Source organism: Rhodanobacteraceae bacterium, assembly GCA_016713135.1.
Taxonomy (GTDB): Bacteria; Pseudomonadota; Gammaproteobacteria; order Xanthomonadales; family SZUA-5; genus JADKFD01.
Genome location: JADJPR010000022.1, coordinates 135,637 through 153,739, shown reverse-complemented (window position 1 = coordinate 153,739; position 18,103 = coordinate 135,637). Strand labels below are relative to the sequence as shown.

General features: G+C 67.8%; 20 protein-coding genes and 1 tRNA gene. 13 read left to right on the top strand and 8 right to left on the bottom strand.

Annotation, left to right across the window (positions count from 1 at the left end):
• Positions 1 to 7: 7 nt before the first annotated feature.
• Positions 8 to 901, top strand: coding sequence for a LysR family transcriptional regulator (locus IPK27_18650; protein MBK8069562.1), 894 nt, complete (start codon positions 8 to 10; stop codon positions 899 to 901).
• Positions 902 to 1,087: 186 nt separating this feature from the next.
• On the opposite strand, the gene IPK27_18645 is transcribed toward IPK27_18650, so the two are convergent.
• Positions 1,088 to 1,163, bottom strand: a tRNA-Phe gene (locus IPK27_18645).
• A gap of 182 nt (positions 1,164 to 1,345) precedes the next feature.
• Here IPK27_18645 and IPK27_18640 point away from each other — a divergent pair.
• The gene (locus tag IPK27_18640) at positions 1,346 to 1,762 is read left to right on the top strand and encodes a hypothetical protein (protein ID MBK8069561.1); all 417 of its coding nucleotides are present in this window, start codon (positions 1,346 to 1,348) and stop codon (positions 1,760 to 1,762) included.
• A gap of 20 nt (positions 1,763 to 1,782) precedes the next feature.
• Here IPK27_18640 and IPK27_18635 read toward each other — a convergent pair whose 3' ends face one another.
• Genes IPK27_18635 through ftsY form a run of 3 tightly spaced genes read right to left on the bottom strand, consistent with a single transcriptional unit; the run spans position 1,783 to position 4,372 of the window.
• The gene (locus tag IPK27_18635) at positions 1,783 to 2,055 is read right to left on the bottom strand and encodes an oxidative damage protection protein (GenBank protein ID MBK8069560.1); all 273 of its coding nucleotides are present in this window, start codon (positions 2,053 to 2,055) and stop codon (positions 1,783 to 1,785) included.
• A gap of 11 nt (positions 2,056 to 2,066) precedes the next feature.
• Complete coding sequence (mutY, locus tag IPK27_18630) at positions 2,067 to 3,119, bottom strand: A/G-specific adenine glycosylase (protein MBK8069559.1); 1,053 nt, start codon at positions 3,117 to 3,119, stop codon at positions 2,067 to 2,069.
• Entirely contained in the window at positions 3,119 to 4,372 is a 1,254-nt protein-coding gene (gene ftsY / locus IPK27_18625) for a signal recognition particle-docking protein FtsY (protein MBK8069558.1), read from the bottom strand. Before ftsY ends, mutY begins: the two co-directional genes overlap by 1 nt.
• Between ftsY and rsmD the strand changes: the two genes are divergently transcribed.
• The 8 genes from rsmD (at position 4,371) to IPK27_18585 (ending at position 10,655) form a co-directional block, all read left to right on the top strand.
• Positions 4,371 to 5,072, top strand: coding sequence for a 16S rRNA (guanine(966)-N(2))-methyltransferase RsmD (gene rsmD, locus IPK27_18620; GenBank protein MBK8069557.1), 702 nt, complete (start codon positions 4,371 to 4,373; stop codon positions 5,070 to 5,072). The genes ftsY and rsmD overlap by 2 nt on opposite strands.
• Before the next feature lie 62 nt (positions 5,073 to 5,134).
• On the top strand, positions 5,135 to 5,578 hold the full coding sequence (coaD, locus tag IPK27_18615; GenBank protein ID MBK8069556.1) for a pantetheine-phosphate adenylyltransferase: 444 nt from the start codon (positions 5,135 to 5,137) through the stop codon (positions 5,576 to 5,578).
• An 86-nt stretch (positions 5,579 to 5,664) separates the two neighbouring features.
• On the top strand, positions 5,665 to 6,147 hold the full coding sequence (locus IPK27_18610) for a hypothetical protein (protein MBK8069555.1): 483 nt from the start codon (positions 5,665 to 5,667) through the stop codon (positions 6,145 to 6,147).
• A gap of 66 nt (positions 6,148 to 6,213) precedes the next feature.
• On the top strand, positions 6,214 to 6,471 hold the full coding sequence (locus tag IPK27_18605) for a YfhL family 4Fe-4S dicluster ferredoxin (protein ID MBK8069554.1): 258 nt from the start codon (positions 6,214 to 6,216) through the stop codon (positions 6,469 to 6,471).
• Positions 6,468 to 8,195, top strand: a complete 1,728-nt coding sequence (gene ggt, locus IPK27_18600; protein ID MBK8069553.1) for a gamma-glutamyltransferase — start codon at positions 6,468 to 6,470, stop codon at positions 8,193 to 8,195. The genes IPK27_18605 and ggt overlap by 4 nt, the downstream gene beginning before the upstream one ends.
• Positions 8,196 to 8,434: 239 nt before the next feature.
• A complete protein-coding gene (locus tag IPK27_18595; protein MBK8069552.1) occupies positions 8,435 to 8,917 on the top strand; it encodes a hypothetical protein in 483 nt (160 codons plus the stop codon).
• A gap of 329 nt (positions 8,918 to 9,246) precedes the next feature.
• Positions 9,247 to 10,149: an MBL fold metallo-hydrolase gene (locus IPK27_18590; protein ID MBK8069551.1), complete on the top strand. Its 903-nt coding sequence runs from the start codon at positions 9,247 to 9,249 to the stop codon at positions 10,147 to 10,149.
• Between the two features lie 20 nt (positions 10,150 to 10,169).
• Entirely contained in the window at positions 10,170 to 10,655 is a 486-nt protein-coding gene (locus tag IPK27_18585) for a DUF4920 domain-containing protein (GenBank protein ID MBK8069550.1), read from the top strand.
• 93 nt (positions 10,656 to 10,748) lie between these two features.
• Here the strand turns inward: IPK27_18585 and IPK27_18580 are convergent, their stop codons facing one another.
• The 4 genes from IPK27_18580 to htpG form a co-directional block, all read right to left on the bottom strand.
• A complete protein-coding gene (locus IPK27_18580; protein ID MBK8069549.1) occupies positions 10,749 to 11,483 on the bottom strand; it encodes a DUF2238 domain-containing protein in 735 nt (244 codons plus the stop codon).
• Between the two features lie 120 nt (positions 11,484 to 11,603).
• Positions 11,604 to 11,972, bottom strand: a complete 369-nt coding sequence (locus tag IPK27_18575) for a hypothetical protein (GenBank protein MBK8069548.1) — start codon at positions 11,970 to 11,972, stop codon at positions 11,604 to 11,606.
• Positions 11,972 to 12,370 (bottom strand): RNA-binding protein, encoded by a 399-nt coding sequence (locus tag IPK27_18570; GenBank protein ID MBK8069547.1) that lies wholly within the window; start codon positions 12,368 to 12,370, stop codon positions 11,972 to 11,974. The genes IPK27_18575 and IPK27_18570 overlap by 1 nt, the downstream gene beginning before the upstream one ends.
• Positions 12,371 to 12,386: 16 nt before the next feature.
• Complete coding sequence (gene htpG / locus IPK27_18565) at positions 12,387 to 14,264, bottom strand: molecular chaperone HtpG (GenBank protein MBK8069546.1); 1,878 nt, start codon at positions 14,262 to 14,264, stop codon at positions 12,387 to 12,389.
• A gap of 127 nt (positions 14,265 to 14,391) precedes the next feature.
• Between htpG and IPK27_18560 the strand changes: the two genes are divergently transcribed.
• The 3 genes from IPK27_18560 to ccsA all read left to right on the top strand — a co-directional run bounded on the left by IPK27_18560 (position 14,392) and on the right by ccsA (position 18,054).
• Positions 14,392 to 15,786 carry an aspartate aminotransferase family protein gene (locus IPK27_18560; protein ID MBK8069545.1) on the top strand — a complete coding sequence of 465 codons (1,395 nt, stop codon included), beginning with the start codon at positions 14,392 to 14,394 and terminating at the stop codon, positions 15,784 to 15,786.
• A gap of 3 nt (positions 15,787 to 15,789) precedes the next feature.
• Positions 15,790 to 17,154 carry a glutamine synthetase gene (locus tag IPK27_18555; protein MBK8069544.1) on the top strand — a complete coding sequence of 455 codons (1,365 nt, stop codon included), beginning with the start codon at positions 15,790 to 15,792 and terminating at the stop codon, positions 17,152 to 17,154.
• Between the two features lie 102 nt (positions 17,155 to 17,256).
• Positions 17,257 to 18,054: a cytochrome c biogenesis protein CcsA gene (gene ccsA / locus IPK27_18550; protein MBK8069543.1), complete on the top strand. Its 798-nt coding sequence runs from the start codon at positions 17,257 to 17,259 to the stop codon at positions 18,052 to 18,054.
• Positions 18,055 to 18,103 lie beyond the last annotated feature (49 nt).

Here is an 18,103-nt window from a genome sequence, read left to right as displayed (position 1 = left end):
GACAACAATGGAACTCGCTGCGCTGCGCGCTTTTGTGAAGGTTGTTCAGACGGGCAGCTTCACGCGTGCAGCGGATGCCCTGCTGACGCAGAAGGCTCACCTCTCCCGTGTCGTCACCCAGTTGGAGCGGGAACTGGGCGCTCGCCTGCTGGAGCGCACGACGCGCTCGCTCTCGTTGACCGAAATCGGGCGCGAGTTCTTCGAACGCGCCATCGGCATCCTCGCTTCCATCGACGACGCGCAGCTGGCGGTCCAGAAGACCCAGGGTGAACCGCGTGGGGTGCTCAAGCTCACCTGCGGCGTGGAATTCGGGATGATCGCTGTCAGCGCCTGGATCGGCGCATACCTCGAGCGCTACCCGCAGGTACGCGTCGACGCCGACTTCACCAGCCGCCTTGTCGATATCGTGCACGAGGGCTTCGACCTCGCAGTCCGCGTCGGCCCATTGGCAGACTCGACGCTCAATGCGCGCAAACTCGGCGAACTGCGCTACGGGCTCTACGCAGCGCCGGCCTACCTGGACCGACGCGGAACGCCCGGCGAACCGGTCGAACTGCCGCGCCACGACACCCTGGTTTTTGCCGGTGGCAGTCACCAGGCCGCGTGGTCACTCTCGCACGGCGAGAGACAGCAGCGGATCCCGCTGCAACCGCGCATGCGGGCCAACAATGTCTTTGCCGTCAGGGACGCGGCCATCAGCGGCCTTGGGGTGGCGCTCCTGCCGGCCATTGTCGCCGCGCCCGCCGTTCAGGCCGCCCAGCTCCGCCAGGTACTGCCCACCTGGTCCCTGCAGTCAGTGCCCGTGCACGCAGTGTTCGCCAGCGCGCGCTACCTCACGCCGAAAGTCCGGGGATTCATCGATCTGGCCGTGGAGGCCATGCAAGCGCTGTCGCTCGCCTGAGTCGGTGGCTCGGATGTCCGGCCGAACGAAGCGTCCGGCGCGGCACCGCGACTGCGATGGCTGCGAACGGAAACGATCCGTCGATCGCGAACTCGAGAAACGCGCAAGCAACGGACAACACCGAGGGCCGCGCGCCACAGGGAGGCGACGACTGGAATCAGAAGCCGTTGAATTGCTGAGGAAAAATGGTGGCCGGGGACGGAATCGAACCGCCGACACGGGGATTTTCAATCCCCTGCTCTACCAACTGAGCTACCCGGCCACTGGGCTCTCTGCGCCATTCCGGCGTCACGATACGCGCCGCGCGAGAGCCCGCTATTAAGCCTGCGGCGCTGGCGCTCGTCAATCCCCCCCGGCGCACATGAAACATCATTCATCGACAGGCAGCATTTGCGGCCATGCTGCTGCGCGATGATGTGGGCAGGTCGAGACCGGAGATCCGATATGCGTGCAAGCCATTTGATCCTGACCACTTGCCTCGCGGCGCTGCTCGGTGCCTGCGCGAGTTCGGCCGAGTACCGGGCGAAGCAGGATGCGCGGCTGGCGGCCTATGAGACGTACGCGCAGGCGCCGGTCAAGCAGATCCGGATGTACACCGGGCTGGACCACTGGGATGCGCTGGCGCCGGACCGGTTGGTGGTGTTCATGGGCGTCAACCGAGCCTACCTGCTGAGCCTGCGCGGGCCATGCCCGGGGTTGGAGTTCCAGCATGGCATCGGCATCAGCTCATCGAATGGCGTCATCCACGCGCGCTTCGACAAGGTCACCTTCGAACACCAGATCTGCTACATCGACGAGATCCGCCCGGTGGACTACAAGGCGCTGAAGCGCGAGCGCATGGGCAAACCGGCAGGGGGCTGACCGAGCCGGTTCGCGCTGGCTCAGGCTTCAGGCGCAACGAAGCCGGCAGGCCGCTCCGAACCGTCGCCGAAGAAGAATTTCTCGAGTTCGGCCTTGAGGAAGCTGCGCGCCTTCGGATCGACCGGCGAGAGGCGGTTCTCGTTGATCAGCATGGTCTGGTGCGCCAGCCAGTCGCCCCAGGCGCGCTTGCCAACCTGTTCGAAGATGCGCTGGCCGAGATCGCCAGGATATGGCGGGCGGTCCAGGCCTTCCTGGCCTGCGCCGTGACGCACGCAATCGATGATGCGGGACATGCTCGACTCCATCAGTGGGTGAATGGCAACTGCAGGCCGGACTCACTCTCGATCAGCCGGCGCACCGGTTGCGGCAGCCCCAGGGCCAGCGCATCGGCCGGCAGGCACCAACGCGAGTCGTCATCGGCGATCGCGGCACCGTGGACCGCGACATCGTGCACCAGGATATCGAGCGAGAAGTGGGTGAATTCGTGGCGGATTCGCGTCGTCGGGCTCTGGACGGGGACCGCCACCAGCGCCAAGGGACTCAACGCGGCGGCGACATCCGTGCCTTCCGGCAAGGACCAGAGACCAGGCCACACGCCAGCAGGCGGCCGCCGCAGCAGCAGGAGGCGACCGGCGCCATCGCGCACGCGCAGCATCACGGTGGCCTTGAGCGGGCGCGCGCGCCGAGTCTTGGGCTGCGGGAACTCGGACACCCTGCCCTGCTGCCGCGCTTCGCAGTCCTGCGCCAACGGGCAGCGCTCGCAGGCCGTGCGATGGCGAGTGCACACGGTGGCGCCGAGGTCCATCTGGGCCTGGGTGTAGTCGGCCAGGCGCGATTGCGGCAAGGCCTCCGTCGCCAGCCTCCAGAGCGCGGCCTGAACCGCGGGTGATGCCGGATCGCCGGCCACCGCGCGGTGGCGCGCGAGTACCCGGCGCACATTCCCGTCGAGGATCGGCAGGCGCTGGCCGTGCGCCTGGGCCAGGATCGCGCCAGCCGTCGAGCGACCTATACCCGGCAAAGCCGCCAGCGCCTCGTACCGATCGGGCAACTCGCCCGCGTGCAGGTCGACGCACTGCTGCGCCGCGCGGTGCAGATTGCGCGCACGGGAGTAGTAACCGAGGCCCGACCAGGCCGCAAGTACCTCGTCCAGCGCGGCCGCGGCGAGCGCCGGCAGATCGGGAAACAGCGCCATGAAGCGCTGGTAGTACGGGATGACTGTTTGCACCTGGGTCTGCTGCAGCATGATTTCCGCGACCCACACCCGATACGGCGTGCGCGGATGCTGCCACGGCAGGTCGTGCCGGCCGTGCTGGTCGAACCACGCCAGCAGGCGCGCGGCGAAATCCCCCGTCGCCATCAGGCCTGGCCGAGTTCCCGCGGCAACAAGGCATCGACGAAGTCGTCTGCATTGAATTCGCGCAGGTCCTCGCGTTTCTCGCCGACGCCGATGAAGCGGATTGGCAGCTTCAGCTCGCGGCAAAGCGCGAACACCATGCCGCCCTTCGCGGTACCGTCGAGCTTGGTGACGACGATGCCGCTGAGGCCGACGGCCTGGTGGAACTGGCGCGCCTGGTTCAACGCGTTCTGGCCGGTGCCACCGTCGATCACCAGCAGGGTCTCGTGCGGCGCATCGGCGTCGATCTTGCCGAGCACGCGCTTGACCTTGGCCAGTTCCTGCATCAAATGGCCCTGGGTGTGCAGGCGCCCGGCGGTGTCGGCGATCAGCACGTCGATGCCGCGCGATTTGGCCGCCTGGAAGGCATCGAAGATCACCGATGCCGAGTCGGCGCCACTGCCCTGCGCGACCACCGCGACCTGGTTGCGCTCGCCCCAGGTCTTGAGCTGCTCGACCGCCGCGGCGCGGAAGGTGTCGCCGGCGGCCAGCATCACGCTGTGGCCGGCCTGCTTGTAGCGCATCGCCAGCTTGCCGATGGTGGTGGTCTTGCCGGCGCCGTTGACGCCAACCGTCAGAATCACGAAGGGCCGCGGCGCCGGCGGAATCACCAGCGGACGCGCGTGGTCGACGATCAGCGCCCGCAGCGAGGCGCGCAGCGAAGCGAGCAGCGCCTGGGCATCGGCGAACTCGCGCCGCTTCATGCGCACACGCAACTGCTCGACCAGTTCCGTGGCCGCGGTCACGCCGATGTCGGCCTGGATCAGCGCGGTCTCCAGTTCCTCCAGCAGGTCTTCGTCGAGCTTGGGATTGCGTTTGAACAGGTTGCCGACGCTCGCGGTGAGCGCGCGCGCGGTGGCGGCCAGGCGCTCGCGCAGGCTGCGCGGCTTCGGCGGCTCGCTGGCGGACGGCGGCGGCTCGTCGGCGACGAACATCGCCGGCACTTCTTCCGGCGGTGCGGCGGCGGGGGCCTCGACCGCCCGGACCACGGGCTCGGCGACGGCGGGTGGCTCCGGCAGCGCGGGCTCAGCCGCCGGGGCAGACGCGACTTCAGCAGCCGGTGGCATTGCGTCTGCCACGACGGGCGCCATGGCAATCGCGCCTTCCTCCGAAGCCGATGGAATGACTTCCGGCGCCGGCGGCACTGCCTCGGGCAACTGACCGGAGGTCGCCGGCTGCGGCGGCGTCGACTTGTCGCGGCGGAACCACTTGAACATGCGTGTCCGGATTGTGGCGAGCAGGAAAGCCCGCGATTCTAGCGGTCCTGCCCTGCACCGTTGCCTGACTGACGTGAATCCGAAGCAGAATCGCCGCCCGCAGCGCCCGCTGGGCGAAGTCCGCGTCATCGGCGGCTCGCTGAAGCGCTCGAAGCTGCCGGTGCCGGACCGCCCTGGACTGCGGCCGACGCCGGACCGCGTGCGCGAGACGCTGTTCAACTGGCTGGCGCCGGTCATCGAAGGCGCGCAAGTGCTCGATCTGTGCGCCGGATCGGGCGTGCTCGGCATCGAGGCCATCTCGCGCGGGGCCGCGCATGCGCAGCTCAACGAGCCGGACCGCGAACTCGCCGACCTGATTGCCGCAAGCCTGGTACGCCTGAAGATTGCCGACCGGGTGTCGCTCACCCGGCTGCCCGCAGAGCGACTGCTCGCTGGCAAACCACAGGCCTTCGACCTGGTGTTCATCGACCCGCCATACGCGGCCGGCCTGTGGCAGGCGCTGCTGGCGCTGCTGCGCCCCTGGCTGGCGCCGGGGGCACGCGTCTACCTGGAGCATCCGCTGGACGTGCAGGCACCGTTCGGCAGCGACTGGCGCGTGCTCAAAGAGGCGCAGGCCGGCCGCGTGCGCTACCTGCTCTTGGAGCCTGCACCCGGCTCCGCTAGCCTCGCGAGCATTGATTCCGCGGAGAGCGCGTCGTGACTGCATCCAAATCGCCGGCGCGCACCTCGCGCATCGCGGTCTATCCCGGCACCTTCGACCCGATGACCAACGGGCATGTGGACCTGGTCGTACGCGCCGCGCCGCTGTTCGAGCGCCTGGTTGTCGGCGTAGCCCACAACCCGGTCAAAGGACCGAGTTTCGGCCTCGACGAGCGCATCGAACTGGCGCGCGAGGCGCTCGCGGAGATCCCGAACGTCGAGGTCCGCGGCTTCCATACCCTGCTGGCGCATTTCGTCCGCGAAACCGGCGCCTGCGTGATCCTGCGCGGGCTGCGCGCAGTGTCGGACTTCGAATACGAATTCCAGCTCGCCAGCATGAACCGCCACCTGATCCCGGAGGCGGAAACCATGTTCCTGACGCCGGCGGAGCAATACAGCTTCATCTCGTCCTCGCTGGTGCGCGAAGTGGCGCGCCTCGGCGGGGATGTGTCCAGCTTCGTTCCGCCGGCCGTCCAGCGACGCCTGATCGCGCTGTTCCACAAGTGATTGCACACTTCCACCTGTTTCCACAAGGCCCGAAGCGGGCTGGTAGCATGCGGGCACTTGGATTATTCCATCGAAGGAGTTTCGCCATGTTCCGTCGCCTGATTGCCTCGATCGCGCTTGCCTGCGCGCTGATCGGTCTTGCCGCTTGCGAACAGGCGCCGCCGCCGCCCGATCCGGCCGCCAGCGCTCCCACCAATCCGGCCGACGCCGTCGCCTGGAAGACCTATGTTTCCGCGGTGGTCAAGAAGATCGTCCCGGCCGACCAGAGCAAGCGCATCTTCGCCACCTTCGTCGAGTACGGCTCGGACGAGGCGAAGACCGCCCGCCACGTCGAGAACATCAAGAACTTTGTCGGTCGCGGCATCGCCGAAGGCACCCTGATCCTGTTCGCGTCGCCGGACTCGCCGCTGATGGCGACGATCGTCGAGCAGGCCTTCGCCAATCCGCCGAAGCCGGACATGCTCAAGAGCATCAACGTGATCTTCATCGGCCAGAAAGCCGAGGAAGAACGCGTCAAGGCCGCCGTCGGCGCCTGGGGCGCCTCGTTCACCTTCTACGAAGCGAAGTAAGCGCGCGGACCACCTCGCCGCAGGCTGCCTGCGGCGAGGCATCCCGCAAGCGATGAAGCCGTCACGATGGCTCTGCTGATCACCGACCAGTGCGTCAATTGCGACGTCTGCGAGCCGGCCTGCCCCAACAAGGCGATCTACCAGGGCCCGCAGATCTATGAAATCGACCCGGCGCGCTGCACCGAGTGCGTGGGGCATTTCGACGAGCCTCAGTGCATCGTCGTCTGCCCGGTCGAGTGCATCTTCGTCGACCCGGCGCATATCGAAACTCCCGAGCAACTGCTGGCCAAGGGCGAGCGCCTGAAGGCCGAGGAAGCGGCATGAACACACTCGCCACCGGCGCGCGCCGGGCCCTGCTCACTGGCCTGGCATGGCTGCTGGTCGCGTTCGCGCCGGCGTACGCGCAGCAGGGATTCGAATCGCCACGCGCCGCGGGCATCGCCAGCGCCAACAAGCAGGCCACTGCGGCGGGCTTCGAAATCCTCGCGCAGGGCGGCAATGCCTTCGACGCGGCAGTCGCCGTATCCGCGGCGCTCAGCGTGGTCGAGCCAGAGAGTTCGGGCCTGGGCGGTGGCGGGTTCTTCCTGCTGCACCGCGCCAGCGACGGCAGGGCGGTGTTCGTCGACGCGCGCGAAAAGGCACCGATGGCGGCGACCCGCGACATGTACCTGGACGCGGCCGGCAACCCGCAGCGCGAGCGCAGCGTCAACGGGCCGCTGGCCGCTGGCATTCCCGGCCTGCCCGCGGGCCTGGTGCTGGTCGCCGAGCGCTACGGCAAGTTGCCGTTGAAGCAATCGCTGGCGCCTGCGATCCGCCTGGCGCGCAAGGGCTACACCTGGAGCGACAAGAATGCGGCGATGATCGGCTTTCGCGCCGAGCAACTGGCAAAATCACCCGGCGCCGCAGCCCTGTTCCTGTCCGGCGGCAAGCCTCCGAAAGCCGGCGCCCGGATGCACAACCGCGACATCGCCGCCGTTCTCCAACGCCTCGCCGCCGAAGGCCACGCGGGCTTCTACGCTGGCAAGACCGCGCGCACCCTGGTACAAGGCGTGCGCGCCGCCGGCGGCATCTGGAGCGATGAGGACTTTGCCGCCTACCAGGCGGTCGAACGCGAGCCGCTGCGCTTCGATTACCGCGGCGAGACCATCCTGACCGCGCCGCCGCCGTCCTCCGGCGGCATCGCGCTGGTCGGGCTGTTCCAGATCCTCGCCGGCTACCCGCTGGCGGAGTTCGACCGCGTGGCGCGCCTGCATGTGGAGATCGAGGCGATGCGCCGGGTCTATCGCGACCGCGCGATTTACCTCGGCGATCCGGACTTCGTGCAGATGCCGCTGGAGATGCTGCTGAGCCCGTACTACGCGGCCGGCCTGCGCGCGTCGATCCATACGGCCAAGGCGACGCCGAGCGCCGCCCTGCCCGGCATCAGCGCCGGCCCCGAGGGCAACGACACCTCGCATTTCTCGATCATCGACGCCGAGGGCAATGTCGCCGCGGTCACCCAGAGCGTCAACCTGCCCTTCGGCGCGGCCTTCGTGGTGCCAGGCACGGGCTTCGTGGTCAACAACGAGATGGACGATTTCTCGGTCAAGCCGGGCGTACCGAACGCCTTCCGTTTGATCGGCGAGGACGCCAACGCCATCGAACCGGGCAAGCGCCCGTTGTCGTCGATGTCGCCGACCATCCTGCTCGGCAACGAGCGCGTCGCGGCGATTGGCTCGCCGGGCGGCAGCCGCATCATCACCATGGTGTTCCAGGGCCTGTCGCTGATCCTCGATGGCAAGTCCGCCGCCGAGGCCGTCGCCGCCCCGCGCATCCACCACCAGTACCAACCCGACAGCGTGTCCACCGAACCGGGCGCCCTGAGCGAGGCCGACACGGCCGCCCTCACGGCCCGCGGCTACACGCTGACCCCGGCCGAGCGCCCCTGGGGCAATATGCAGATCGTCGTCTGGAACCGCACCACCGGCGCCGTTGAAGCCGCCTCGGATCCGCGCTGGAAGTCCGTCGGCGGCGGCGAGAGCCGGGACCGGGAGGCGATTTTCCGCTGAGCATTCCGGTGTGCCTGACCGTGACTCTCGCAAGATTGCTGGCTGTATTTCTGGACGCGAAGGACGCAAAGGAGATCAAACTCGAAGAAGCGCTTGGATATCGGCGGCATTTGCTTTCTTTGCGTCCTTCGCGTACTCCATCACAGGGTCGTCGCTGCGCGATGCGGTGGGATTCAACGAATCGCACACGCTGACTGCTGTCGACATCCACTGACCAATCACAGACATTGTCCAGACCCATGAAACTGCTCCGTTGCGCTGCCATTGCCCTGTCTCTGATCGCCTTCGCCCCGGCCTACGCCGCCGGCGACGAACCCACACCCGTCCCGGTGATCAACGCACCCACCAACCCGGCCGACACCGTCGCCTGGAAGACCTATGTTTCGGCGGTGGTCGAGAAGATTGTCACGCCCGACCAGAGCAAGCGCATCTTCGCCACCTTCGTCGAGTACGGCTCGGACGAAGAAAAGGCCGCGCTTCACGTCGATTTCATCAAGAATTTTGTCGGGCGCGGCATCGCCGAGGGCACGCTGATCCTGTTCGCATCGCCCGACTCGCCGCTGATGGCGACCATCGTCGAGCAGGCCTTCGCCAATCCGCCGAAGCCCAACATGCTCAAGGGCATCAGCGTGATTTTCATCGGCCAGAAGGCCGAGGAAAGGCGCGTCAAGGCTGCCGTCAGGGCCTGGGGCGCCTCGTTCACCTTCCACGAAGCCAAGTAGACACTTGATTCGTACCAATCCTCATCGCCGATGGACCGGCGATGCGAGGCGTTCGGACAAGGTCCGAACCCACAGATGCCGCGAGCTTGCTGTGCGTGGGTTTGGACCTTGTCCAAACGCTGTTGCTTTGGGGCCTCCCGCGATGAGGATTGGACGAATCAGGAGTAGACAGGCGTGCCGAATGCCTTCGGCATGTCTCGCAAGATGGCGGTCTGTATTTCTGGACGCAAAGCAGACCAAACGCGAAGAAGCGCTTGGATATCGGCGGCATCTGCCTTCCTTGCGCCCTTTGCGTCCATTGCGTAATCAATCACAGGGTCGTCGCTGCCATGAAAGCCTGGTCCATCAACGGCAACACCCAGCGCCTGGACGGCGGCGCGATGTTCGGCAATGTGCCGCGCGCGATGTGGGAGAAATGGCTGGCGCCGGATGCGGAGCATCGAGTGCCGCTGGCCTGTCGCGCGCTGCTGATTGAACTGGATGACGGGCGGCGGGTGCTGTTCGAGACCGGGATCGGTGCCTTCTTCGACCCGAAACTCCGCGCGCGTTTCGGTGTGCTGGAAGAACGCCATGTGCTGCTCGACTCGCTCGCTGCGCTGGGCCTGTCGGATGCGGACATCGATGTCGTGGTCCTGAGCCATTTGCACTTCGACCACGCCGGCGGCCTGCTGGCGCCGTGGCAGGAGGGCCAGGCGCCGCGACTGCTGTTCCCGAAGGCGCGCTTCGTCGTCGGTCGCGACCACTGGGAGCGGGCGCAGTCGCCGCATGCGCGCGACCGCGCCTCGTTCATCCCGGACCTCAATGCACTGCTCGAAGCGAGCGGACGCCTGGAACTGGTCGACCTCGGCCCGGCAAACTCGATCGGCAATCCGGGGCCGCTGCCGGCGCACTGCGAGTCGCTGGGGGACGCGGTCGGCTTCTACGAGTCGCACGGCCACACGCCGGGACTGATGCTGAGCGAGATCGGTGGCGACGGTGGCATCGTGTTCTGCGCCGACCTGATTCCCGGCAAGGCCTGGGTGCACCTGCCGGTGACCATGGGCTATGACCGCTATCCCGAGTTGCTGATCGACGAGAAGCGGCATTTCCTCGCCGACAAGCTGCGCCGCGGCGTGCGGCTGTATTTCACCCATGATCCGGCGGTAGCCTGTGCGCATGTGCAGCAGGACGCGGCCGGGCGCTACTCGACGCGTGACGAACTTGCCGCGCTGGCTGCTGTCGACATCCACTGAACCAAGGCTGCGAGAGACCCATGAAACTGATCCGCTGCACCGCCATTGCCCTGTCCCTGGTCGCGTTCACCCCGGCCTTTGCCGCCGACAATGAGCCCACGCCCGTCGCCGTCGTCGACGGTCACCCGGTCTATGGCGCGCAGATGCCCGAAGGCGACGCCACGCCGATCGGCACCGCGCTGGCCGCGGCCGAGAAGTACGCCGGCGCGCCGCAGAAGTTCAGCGGCCGCGTGACCAAGGTGTGCCAGAAGAAGGGCTGCTGGATGGTCCTTGCGGACGGCGAACAGAGTGCCCGCGTGATGTTCGGCAAGGACGATTTCTTCATCCCGAAAGACACCAGCGGCAATGCCGTGGTCCACGGCACCCTGGTGCTGAAGCCGATGAGCGAGGCCGAGGCCAAGCACATGGCCGAAGACGGCGGCCATGACCCCTCCAAGGTCAGCGGCCCGGCGATGGAAGTCCGGATCAGCGCCACCTCGGTGATGCTGCTGCCGGCCTCGGGCTGAGGCATCGATACTGCGTAGCCCGTTGTGCCGCGCAGCGGCTCAGCAGTTACATGTCGCAAGCACCCGGGGAACGCGCTGCGCGCGCACCCCGGGCTACGCGGACTCCCGGCACCACACCACCGCGACAGCCGCGCCGATGGCCGCCAGCGCGGAGTCTTTCTGCGCGTCCCAGACATCGCCCTGGGTGCCGACATAGGCCTGGCTGAGGTCGCCGCCGAAGACCATCGCCGCGGCGAATTCGATCATTTCGTAGATCGTCGAGTGCGAGAGCATGAACAGCCAGGGCAGCAGCCAGCGCCAGATGCCCTGCTGCGGCGCGCGCCGGTCGAGCAAGGCGATTGCCGCCGGCGTGACCAGCAGTCCGTAGAGAAAATGCACCAGCCGATCGAAGTGGTTGCGCTGCCAGCCGAATACCTCACTCAGCGTGCTCCCGGTCAGCGCCTGCGCCCAGCGGTCGTAAGGCACTTCCGAGTAGGTGTAGTGCGCGCCGACCGCGTGCAGGGCGAAGAACACGAACAGCGCGGTGCAAGCGGCATGCGACAGCCGCACATGACTGTGCAGCAGGATCAGCGCTGGCAATCCGACGAAGACCAGCAGGTTCTCCAGCAGCCAGTCCTGGCGGAAGGCAGGCGCGATGGCGAGCAGCATCCACCACAGCAGGTAGACACCGAGCAGGATCCGCGGATAGCGATCAGCGCCCAAAGATCTCACCGAACATGCTCCAGCCCGTTCGATTGTTGCACCTTCCTGCCCGAGGGGAATGACGACCCTGTGATTCGGAACGCAATGGACGCAAAGTGCGCGAAGGCAGCATTGGCCCGAGACCATGCACGCAGATCACGGCTGTTGATCTCCTTTGCGTCCTTTGCGCCCTTTGCGTCCTGAATCACAGGCTCCTTCCCAGCGAGCCAGCCCTTCGTGCCCCGCACTCTCCTTTCCGCTGGTCGCTCAGCGCGACAGCAGCATGAACGGCAGGGCGATGGTGATCGCCACCAGCAGAGCCGCGGCGAGCAACTGGAACAGCATGCGCGCCGGGTTGGCGCGCAAGTCGCTGAGGAAGGTTGGCGCGGTGCCGTCGCGGCGCGCGGCTTCGTGCTCGGCGCGCACGCGCACCACGCGCTCGGCCTGGTAGGCATCCAGCAGGCGCTTGACCTCGGCCGCGCGCTCGAGGTCGCGCAACCAGATGCCGCCGGCCGAAATGCCCCAGAAGCCGGGCTTGGTCTCGTACCAGTCGACCGAGTGCTCGTCGAGCAGTGCACGGACGTCATCCGCTTCGTCATCGGTGGCGAGGCGCAGGTTGAGCAGCAGCTTGGGCATCAGGAGTCGTCGCCGGCTTCGGTCGCGCCATGGTGGCGCTCGAAGGCGGCCATGTCACGCCGGTCGCGCTTGCTCGGGCGCCCATCCGGCGGCTGGTAGGCCATGCGCGACAGCCGCTGCGCCTCGCGTTCGCGCTCGCGACGCACGATGCTGGCCGCGGTTTCCGCATACATCGCGGCGGCTACCGGCGCCGGCCCGCGCTTGTCGGAGAGCACGGCGACGATGACTTCGATCCGCTCGCTGCCGCGGCTGATGCTCAGGGTGTCGCCCACATGCACTGCCTTGGCCGGCTTGCAGCGGGAGCCATTGACCTCGATCTTGCCGCCGTCGATGGCCTGCTTGGCCAGCGAGCGGGTCTTGAAGAAGCGCGCCGCCCACAACCACTGGTCGGCGCGCACCGCGGTGGCGACTGCCTCAGGCACTGAACAGCAGCCCGTTCAGGCGGCGCACGAAGCCGCTCGGATCTTCCAGCTGGCCGCCTTCGCTGAGCACCGCCTGCTCGTACACCAGGCTGGCCCAGTCGGCGAAGCGCGCTTCATCGGCCTCCGCGGCCAGCTTCAGCGTGATCGCATGCGCCGGGTTCAGCTCCAGCGTCGGCGCGCCACCGCCGGCGGCCTGCCCGGCCTGCCGCAACAGGCGCTGGGTGTGCAGCGACAGCTCGTGCTGGTCGACTACCAGTACCGCCGCGGAATCGCGCAGGCGGCTGCTGCCGCGCACGGCCTTGACCTTGTCGCCGAGCACCGCCTTGACCCGCTCAGCCAAGCCTGCCGGCAGCTCGGCGGTCGGCGGCGGCGCGGCGCCCTCGGCATCCGGGATGTTCGTCAGGTCGACATCGCCCTTGGCCACCGAGACGAAGGGCTTGCCGTCGAACTCGTGGACGTAGGACAGCGCCCACTCGTCGATGCGGTCCGAGGCCAGCAGCACCTCGACGCCCTTGGCACGGAAGGCCTCCAGGTGCGGCGAATGGCGCGCAGCCAGGTGGCTCTCGGCGCTGATGTAGTAGATCGCGGTCTGGTTCGGGCGCATGCGGCCGAGGTAATCCTGCAGCGAGACCGTCTGCGCCGCGCCCTCGCTGGCGGTCGACGCGAAGCGCAGCAGCTTGGCGATGCGCTCGCGGTTGGCGTAATCCTCGGTCAGGCCTTCCTTCAGCACCTGGCCGAACTCGCGCCAGAAATCGGCGAACTTCTCCGGCTGGTCCGCGGCCAGCTTGTCCAGCGCATCCAGCGTGCGCTTGATCACCGCCGAGCGGATCTGCTGGGTGAGCTTGTTGTCCTGCAGCAGCTCGCGCGAGACGTTCAGCGGCAAGTCGTCGGAATCGACCACGCCGCGCACGAAGCGCAGATAGGCCGGCAGCAGGTGTTCGGCCGCGTCCATGATGAAGACGCGCTTGACATAGAGTTTGAGGCCGTGGCGTTCGTCGCGGTTGCCGCCGAACAGGTCGAAGGGCGCCTTGGCCGGGATGTACAGCAGGCTGGTGTAGCTCTGGGTGCCTTCAACCTTGTTGTGGGTCCAGGTCAGCGCCTCGCCATCCGAATGCGCGATGTGCTTGAAGAAGCCCTGGTAATCCTCGTCCTTCAGCTCGGACTTGGGCCGGGTCCACAGCGCGGCAGCCTGGTTGACCGTCTCCCACGGCGCCTGCGCGCCCTCTTCCTCGGCCTCGCCGAGCATGCGGATCGGGAACGCGATGTGCTCGGAGTACTTGTGGATCAGCGAGCGCAAACGCCAGCTGGACGCGAACTCGCCCTCGCCTTCCTTCAGGTGCAGTACGATCTCGGTGCCGCGGCGTGCGACTTCTGCCGGCTCGACGCTGTACTCGCCCTTGCCGTCGGAGCTCCACAGCACGCCCTCGCTGGCCTGCGCCCCGGCGCGGCGGGTGCGCAGCTCCACCTTGTCGGCGACGATGAAGGCCGAGTAGAAGCCCACGCCGAACTGGCCGATCAGCTGGGCGTCCTTGCGCGCATCGCCGGACAGGCTTTCGAGGAAGCGCCGGGTGCCGGAGCGCGCGATGGTGCCGATGTTCTCGACCACCTCGTCGTGGCTCATGCCGATGCCGTTGTCGCGGATGGTCAGGGTCTTCGCCTGCTCGTCGGCCTCGATCTCGATGCGCAGCTCCGGATCGCCCGCGAGCAGTTCGGACTGGCTGAGCGCCTCGAAGCGCAGCTTGTCGAGTGCGTCGGAGGCGTTCGACACCAGCTCGCGCAGCACGATCTCCTTGTTGGAGTACAGCGAGTGGATGACAAGGTTCAGGACCTGCTGGACTTCAGCCTGGAAGGCACGGGTTTCGGTGGTCATGGCGGCTTCGCGATATCCCAAAGGTGCGCGTTATCTGGGGATGCTGGTGGGCGGATTCAATGCCGATTGAATCGGCGGGTGCGGACGCGCGAGCATCGGCAGCCTGCCGGTACCGGAACTCCCCCGCATGACCCCCAGCGGCATCGCCGAATCCGCCGTGACCACGCTGATGGCGCAGGAACGTGCGCGCTTCCTCGCCACCCACCCGCGCTCGCTGGCGCTGGCCGGGCGTGCGCGCGGCGCGCTGGTCGGCGGCGTGCCGATGCACTGGATGGCCGACTGGTCGACGCCCTGCCCGCTGTTCGTTGACCACGCGCAGGGCGCGCGCTTCGTCGATGTCGACGGCCATGAGTACATCGACTTCTGCCTGGGCGACACGGGCAGCATGTTCGGCCACTCGCCGCCACCGATCGCCCGTGCGCTCGCCGAACAGGGTGCGCGCGGGCTGACGACGATGCTGCCCGGCGAGGATGCGGTGGTCGCGGCGGAACTGCTGGCCGCCCGCTTCGGCCTGCCGCTGTGGCAGATGACCAACACCGCCACCGACGCCAACCGCAGCGTGCTGCGCTGGGTGCGCGCGATCACCGGCCGGCCCGTCGTGCTGGTCTTCGACGGCTGCTACCACGGCACGGTCGACGACACCCTGGTGCGCTGGCGCGACGGGCGCACCGTGCATCGCGCCGGCCTCGTCGGCCAGGTGCATGACCTGGCGCGCGGCACCCGCGCCGTGCCGTTCAACGACCTCGCCGCGGTCGAAAAAGCCCTCGCGGCGGGCGATGTGGCGGCCGTGCTGCTGGAGCCGGCGATGACCAACATCGGCATGGTGCTGCCGGATCCCGGTTTCCTCGCCAGCCTGCGCGAGCTGACCCGCGCGCGCGGCGTGCTGATGGTGGTCGACGAAACCCACACGATCTCCACCGGTCCCGGCGGCTGCACCCGCGAATGGTCGCTGCAGCCCGACTTCATCACCCTTGGCAAGGCGATCGCCGGCGGCGTGCCCTGCGCGGTCTACGGCTGCACCCAGGCGATGGCCGACGCAATGCCGCAGGCGCGCGCCCGCAGCGCGGAGGAAGCGCCGGGACACGGCCACAGCGGCATGGGCACCACGCTGTCGGCCAATGCGCTGGCGATGCACTGCCTGCGCGTGAACTTGAGCGAGGTGATGTCCGATGCCGCCTACGCCCACATGCGGGCGCTCGCGGCACAACTGTCTGAAGGCTTCCGCGCACTGATCGCGCGCCACGCGCTGGCATGGTCAGTGACCGAACTCGGAGCCCGCTGCGAGTTCCAGTTCTGCGCGCAGCGTCCACGCACTGGCGCGCAGGCGGAAGCGGCCTTTCACGATACGCTGCAGGCTGCGCTGCACCTGTACCTGATCAACCGCGGCATCCTGATCACGCCCTTCCACAACATGACGCTGTGCAGCCCGGCCACCACGCGCGACGACGTGAATCGATTGCTCGCCGTGCTGGACGCCGCGCTGACCGACATCCTCGCCCTGCCGGGCGCCCGGGAATCCTGATTCATGCCCTTCGCCGACATCTCCGAAGCCGACGCCTTCCTCGCCCGCCACCCCGAGGTGCGCAGCATCGAGGCCTTCCTGATCGATGCCAACGGCGTGCCGCGCGGCAAGCTGCTGCACCGCGACGAGTTGCTCGCCGCCTACCGCCACGGCCGGCCCTTGCCGGCGAGCATCCTCAGCCTCTCCATCCGCGGCGAGGACGTGCCCGAGACCGGGTTGGTGTGGGATGTGGGCGATGCCGACTGCACCACCTTCCCGCTGGCCGGCAGCCTGACGCTGCAGCCTTGGCGCGACCAGCCGACCGGCCAGGTGCAGTTGTCGCTGCATCCGGAGGGCGGGCCGTCGGCGGTGGCCGATCCGCGCCGCGTGCTGCAGCGCGTAATCGACCGGCTGGCTGCAGATGGCCTGCATCCGGTGATGGCGGTGGAACTGGAGTTCTACCTGCTCGACGCCGCGCGCGACGCCGATGGACGCCCGCAGCCGGCGCGCCTGAGCGACGGCAGCCGCCCGGACACGCCGCAGGTCTACGGCGTGCTCGAAGTGGAGCGGCTGCAGCCCTTCTTCGACGATCTTTACCGCGCCTGCGAGGTGCAAGGCCTGCCGCTGCGCACCGCAATCAGCGAGTACGCGCCTGGCCAACTGGAACTGACGCTGGAGCATCGTGCGGATGCGTTGCAGGCGATCGACGAGGGTGTGCGCTACAAGCGCGTGGTCAAGGGCGTCGCCGCGCGCCACGGCTGCATCGCCACGTTCATGGCCAAGCCGTTCGCCGCGCGCGCCGGCAGCGGCCTGCACCTGCATGTCAGCCTGGCCGACCGCGAGGGCAACAACCTCTATGCCAGCGAGGACCCCGCCGGCACGCCGCTGCTGCGGCATTCGATCGGCGGCATGCTGCGCCACCTGCGTGAATCGCTCGCGCTGTTCGCGCCGCACGCCAACTCCTACCGGCGCTTCCAGGCGAACAGCTATGCGCCGGCCGCGCTCTCATGGGGCGTCAACAACCGCACGGTGTCGCTGCGCGTCCCGGGCGGTCCGGCGGCCAGCCGGCATGTCGAGCACCGCATCTGCGGCGCTGACGCCAATCCCTACCTCGCCGCCGCCGCGGTGCTTGCCGGGATCCACAGCGGTATCCGCGGCCAGATCGACCCCGGCGAACCGATCGTTGGCAACGGCTATGCGCAGGATCGCGAGCGGCTGCCCACCGACTGGCTGACCGCATTGCGCGCGCTGGAGGCTTCGGACTGGGCCCGCGAATCGCTAGGCGCAGACTTCGTCCGCGTCTACCTCGCCATCAAGTACGCCGAGATGAGCCAGTTCATGAGCGAGGTCGGCGAGCAGGACTGGCGCTGGTACCTGATGCACGCCTGAGCGGCCGCCACAATCAAGATTGACCTGCGCCACCACTCGCGATCCGGCAACAGCCAGCACCTGCCCGCGTCAATCTGGCGCCCTCCATGCCATCATCCGCGCATGCTCGACACCCTCTTGCTCGCGATCACTACCCTGGGCTACCTCGCCGGCACCTGGCTGCTGCTGCAGGGGGCGCTGGGCGAGCGCGCTCTGCTTGGGCCGCGCTGGGTGATGGCCTGCGGGATTGCCGGTCTCGGCGCGCACGCGGCGCTGGTGTTCCTACCGACGCTGCTCGGATCGCCGATCGACACCAGTTTCTTTCGCGCGCTGTCGCTGGTGGCGTGGGCGATGGCGGTGGTGATGACCGCGGTACATGGCGGTTCGCGCGCGCGCCTGCTGCTGGCGATGATCTGGCCGATTGCGATGGTTTCGGCGATCGCCGGGGTGCTGGCGCCGCGGGGCGCGGTGTCGATCAGCGGCTGGCAGATCCGCCTGCATGTCGTCATCGCATTGTCTGCCTACGCCCTGCTCAGCATCGCTGCGCTGCAGGCGCTGGCGGTGGCCTGGCAGGAGCGCAGCCTGCGGCGCAAGCGACTGGGACCGATGCTGCGTGCGCTGCCGCCGTTGTCGGCGATGGAAGATCTCCTGTTCCAGTACATCGTCGCCGGCTTCGCCCTGCTGACCCTGACAGTGCTCAGCGGGGCCTTGTTCATCGATGACTGGATGGCGCAGCACCTGGTGCACAAGACCGTGCTGACGCTGCTGGCCTGGGTGGTTTTTGGCTTGCTCGTGTTCGGGCGCTGGCGTTTCGGCTGGCGCGGACGCACCGCGGTCAACTGGACCCTGGCGGGCATGCTGGTGCTGCTGCTGGCCTTCTTCGGCAGCAAGTTCGTGCTCGAGATCCTGCTCGGCAAATGAAACATTGCTGATGTCCCGGTTCCAGCCGGACGTCCGTGGTTGAAAGGAG

Excerpts from the sequence above, each read along its gene's own strand:
- IPK27_18650 (MBK8069562.1), top strand. The coding sequence starts at position 8 with ATGGAACTCGCTGCGCTGCGCGCTTTTGTGAAGGTTGTTCAGACGGGC.
- IPK27_18640 (MBK8069561.1), top strand. The coding sequence starts at position 1,346 with ATGCGTGCAAGCCATTTGATCCTGACCACTTGCCTCGCGGCGCTGCTC.
- IPK27_18635 (MBK8069560.1), bottom strand. The coding sequence starts at position 2,055 with ATGTCCCGCATCATCGATTGCGTGCGTCACGGCGCAGGCCAGGAAGGC.
- mutY (MBK8069559.1), bottom strand. The coding sequence starts at position 3,119 with ATGGCGACGGGGGATTTCGCCGCGCGCCTGCTGGCGTGGTTCGACCAG.
- rsmD (MBK8069557.1), top strand. The coding sequence starts at position 4,371 with ATGCGTGTCCGGATTGTGGCGAGCAGGAAAGCCCGCGATTCTAGCGGT.
- ftsY (MBK8069558.1), bottom strand. The coding sequence starts at position 4,372 with ATGTTCAAGTGGTTCCGCCGCGACAAGTCGACGCCGCCGCAGCCGGCG.
- coaD (MBK8069556.1), top strand. The coding sequence starts at position 5,135 with ATGACCAACGGGCATGTGGACCTGGTCGTACGCGCCGCGCCGCTGTTC.
- IPK27_18610 (MBK8069555.1), top strand. The coding sequence starts at position 5,665 with ATGTTCCGTCGCCTGATTGCCTCGATCGCGCTTGCCTGCGCGCTGATC.
- IPK27_18605 (MBK8069554.1), top strand. The coding sequence starts at position 6,214 with ATGGCTCTGCTGATCACCGACCAGTGCGTCAATTGCGACGTCTGCGAG.
- ggt (MBK8069553.1), top strand. The coding sequence starts at position 6,468 with ATGAACACACTCGCCACCGGCGCGCGCCGGGCCCTGCTCACTGGCCTG.
- IPK27_18595 (MBK8069552.1), top strand. The coding sequence starts at position 8,435 with ATGAAACTGCTCCGTTGCGCTGCCATTGCCCTGTCTCTGATCGCCTTC.
- IPK27_18590 (MBK8069551.1), top strand. The coding sequence starts at position 9,247 with ATGAAAGCCTGGTCCATCAACGGCAACACCCAGCGCCTGGACGGCGGC.
- IPK27_18585 (MBK8069550.1), top strand. The coding sequence starts at position 10,170 with ATGAAACTGATCCGCTGCACCGCCATTGCCCTGTCCCTGGTCGCGTTC.
- IPK27_18580 (MBK8069549.1), bottom strand. The coding sequence starts at position 11,483 with ATGGTCTCGGGCCAATGCTGCCTTCGCGCACTTTGCGTCCATTGCGTT.
- IPK27_18575 (MBK8069548.1), bottom strand. The coding sequence starts at position 11,972 with ATGCCCAAGCTGCTGCTCAACCTGCGCCTCGCCACCGATGACGAAGCG.
- htpG (MBK8069546.1), bottom strand. The coding sequence starts at position 14,264 with ATGACCACCGAAACCCGTGCCTTCCAGGCTGAAGTCCAGCAGGTCCTG.
- IPK27_18560 (MBK8069545.1), top strand. The coding sequence starts at position 14,392 with ATGACCCCCAGCGGCATCGCCGAATCCGCCGTGACCACGCTGATGGCG.
- IPK27_18555 (MBK8069544.1), top strand. The coding sequence starts at position 15,790 with ATGCCCTTCGCCGACATCTCCGAAGCCGACGCCTTCCTCGCCCGCCAC.
- ccsA (MBK8069543.1), top strand. The coding sequence starts at position 17,257 with ATGCTCGACACCCTCTTGCTCGCGATCACTACCCTGGGCTACCTCGCC.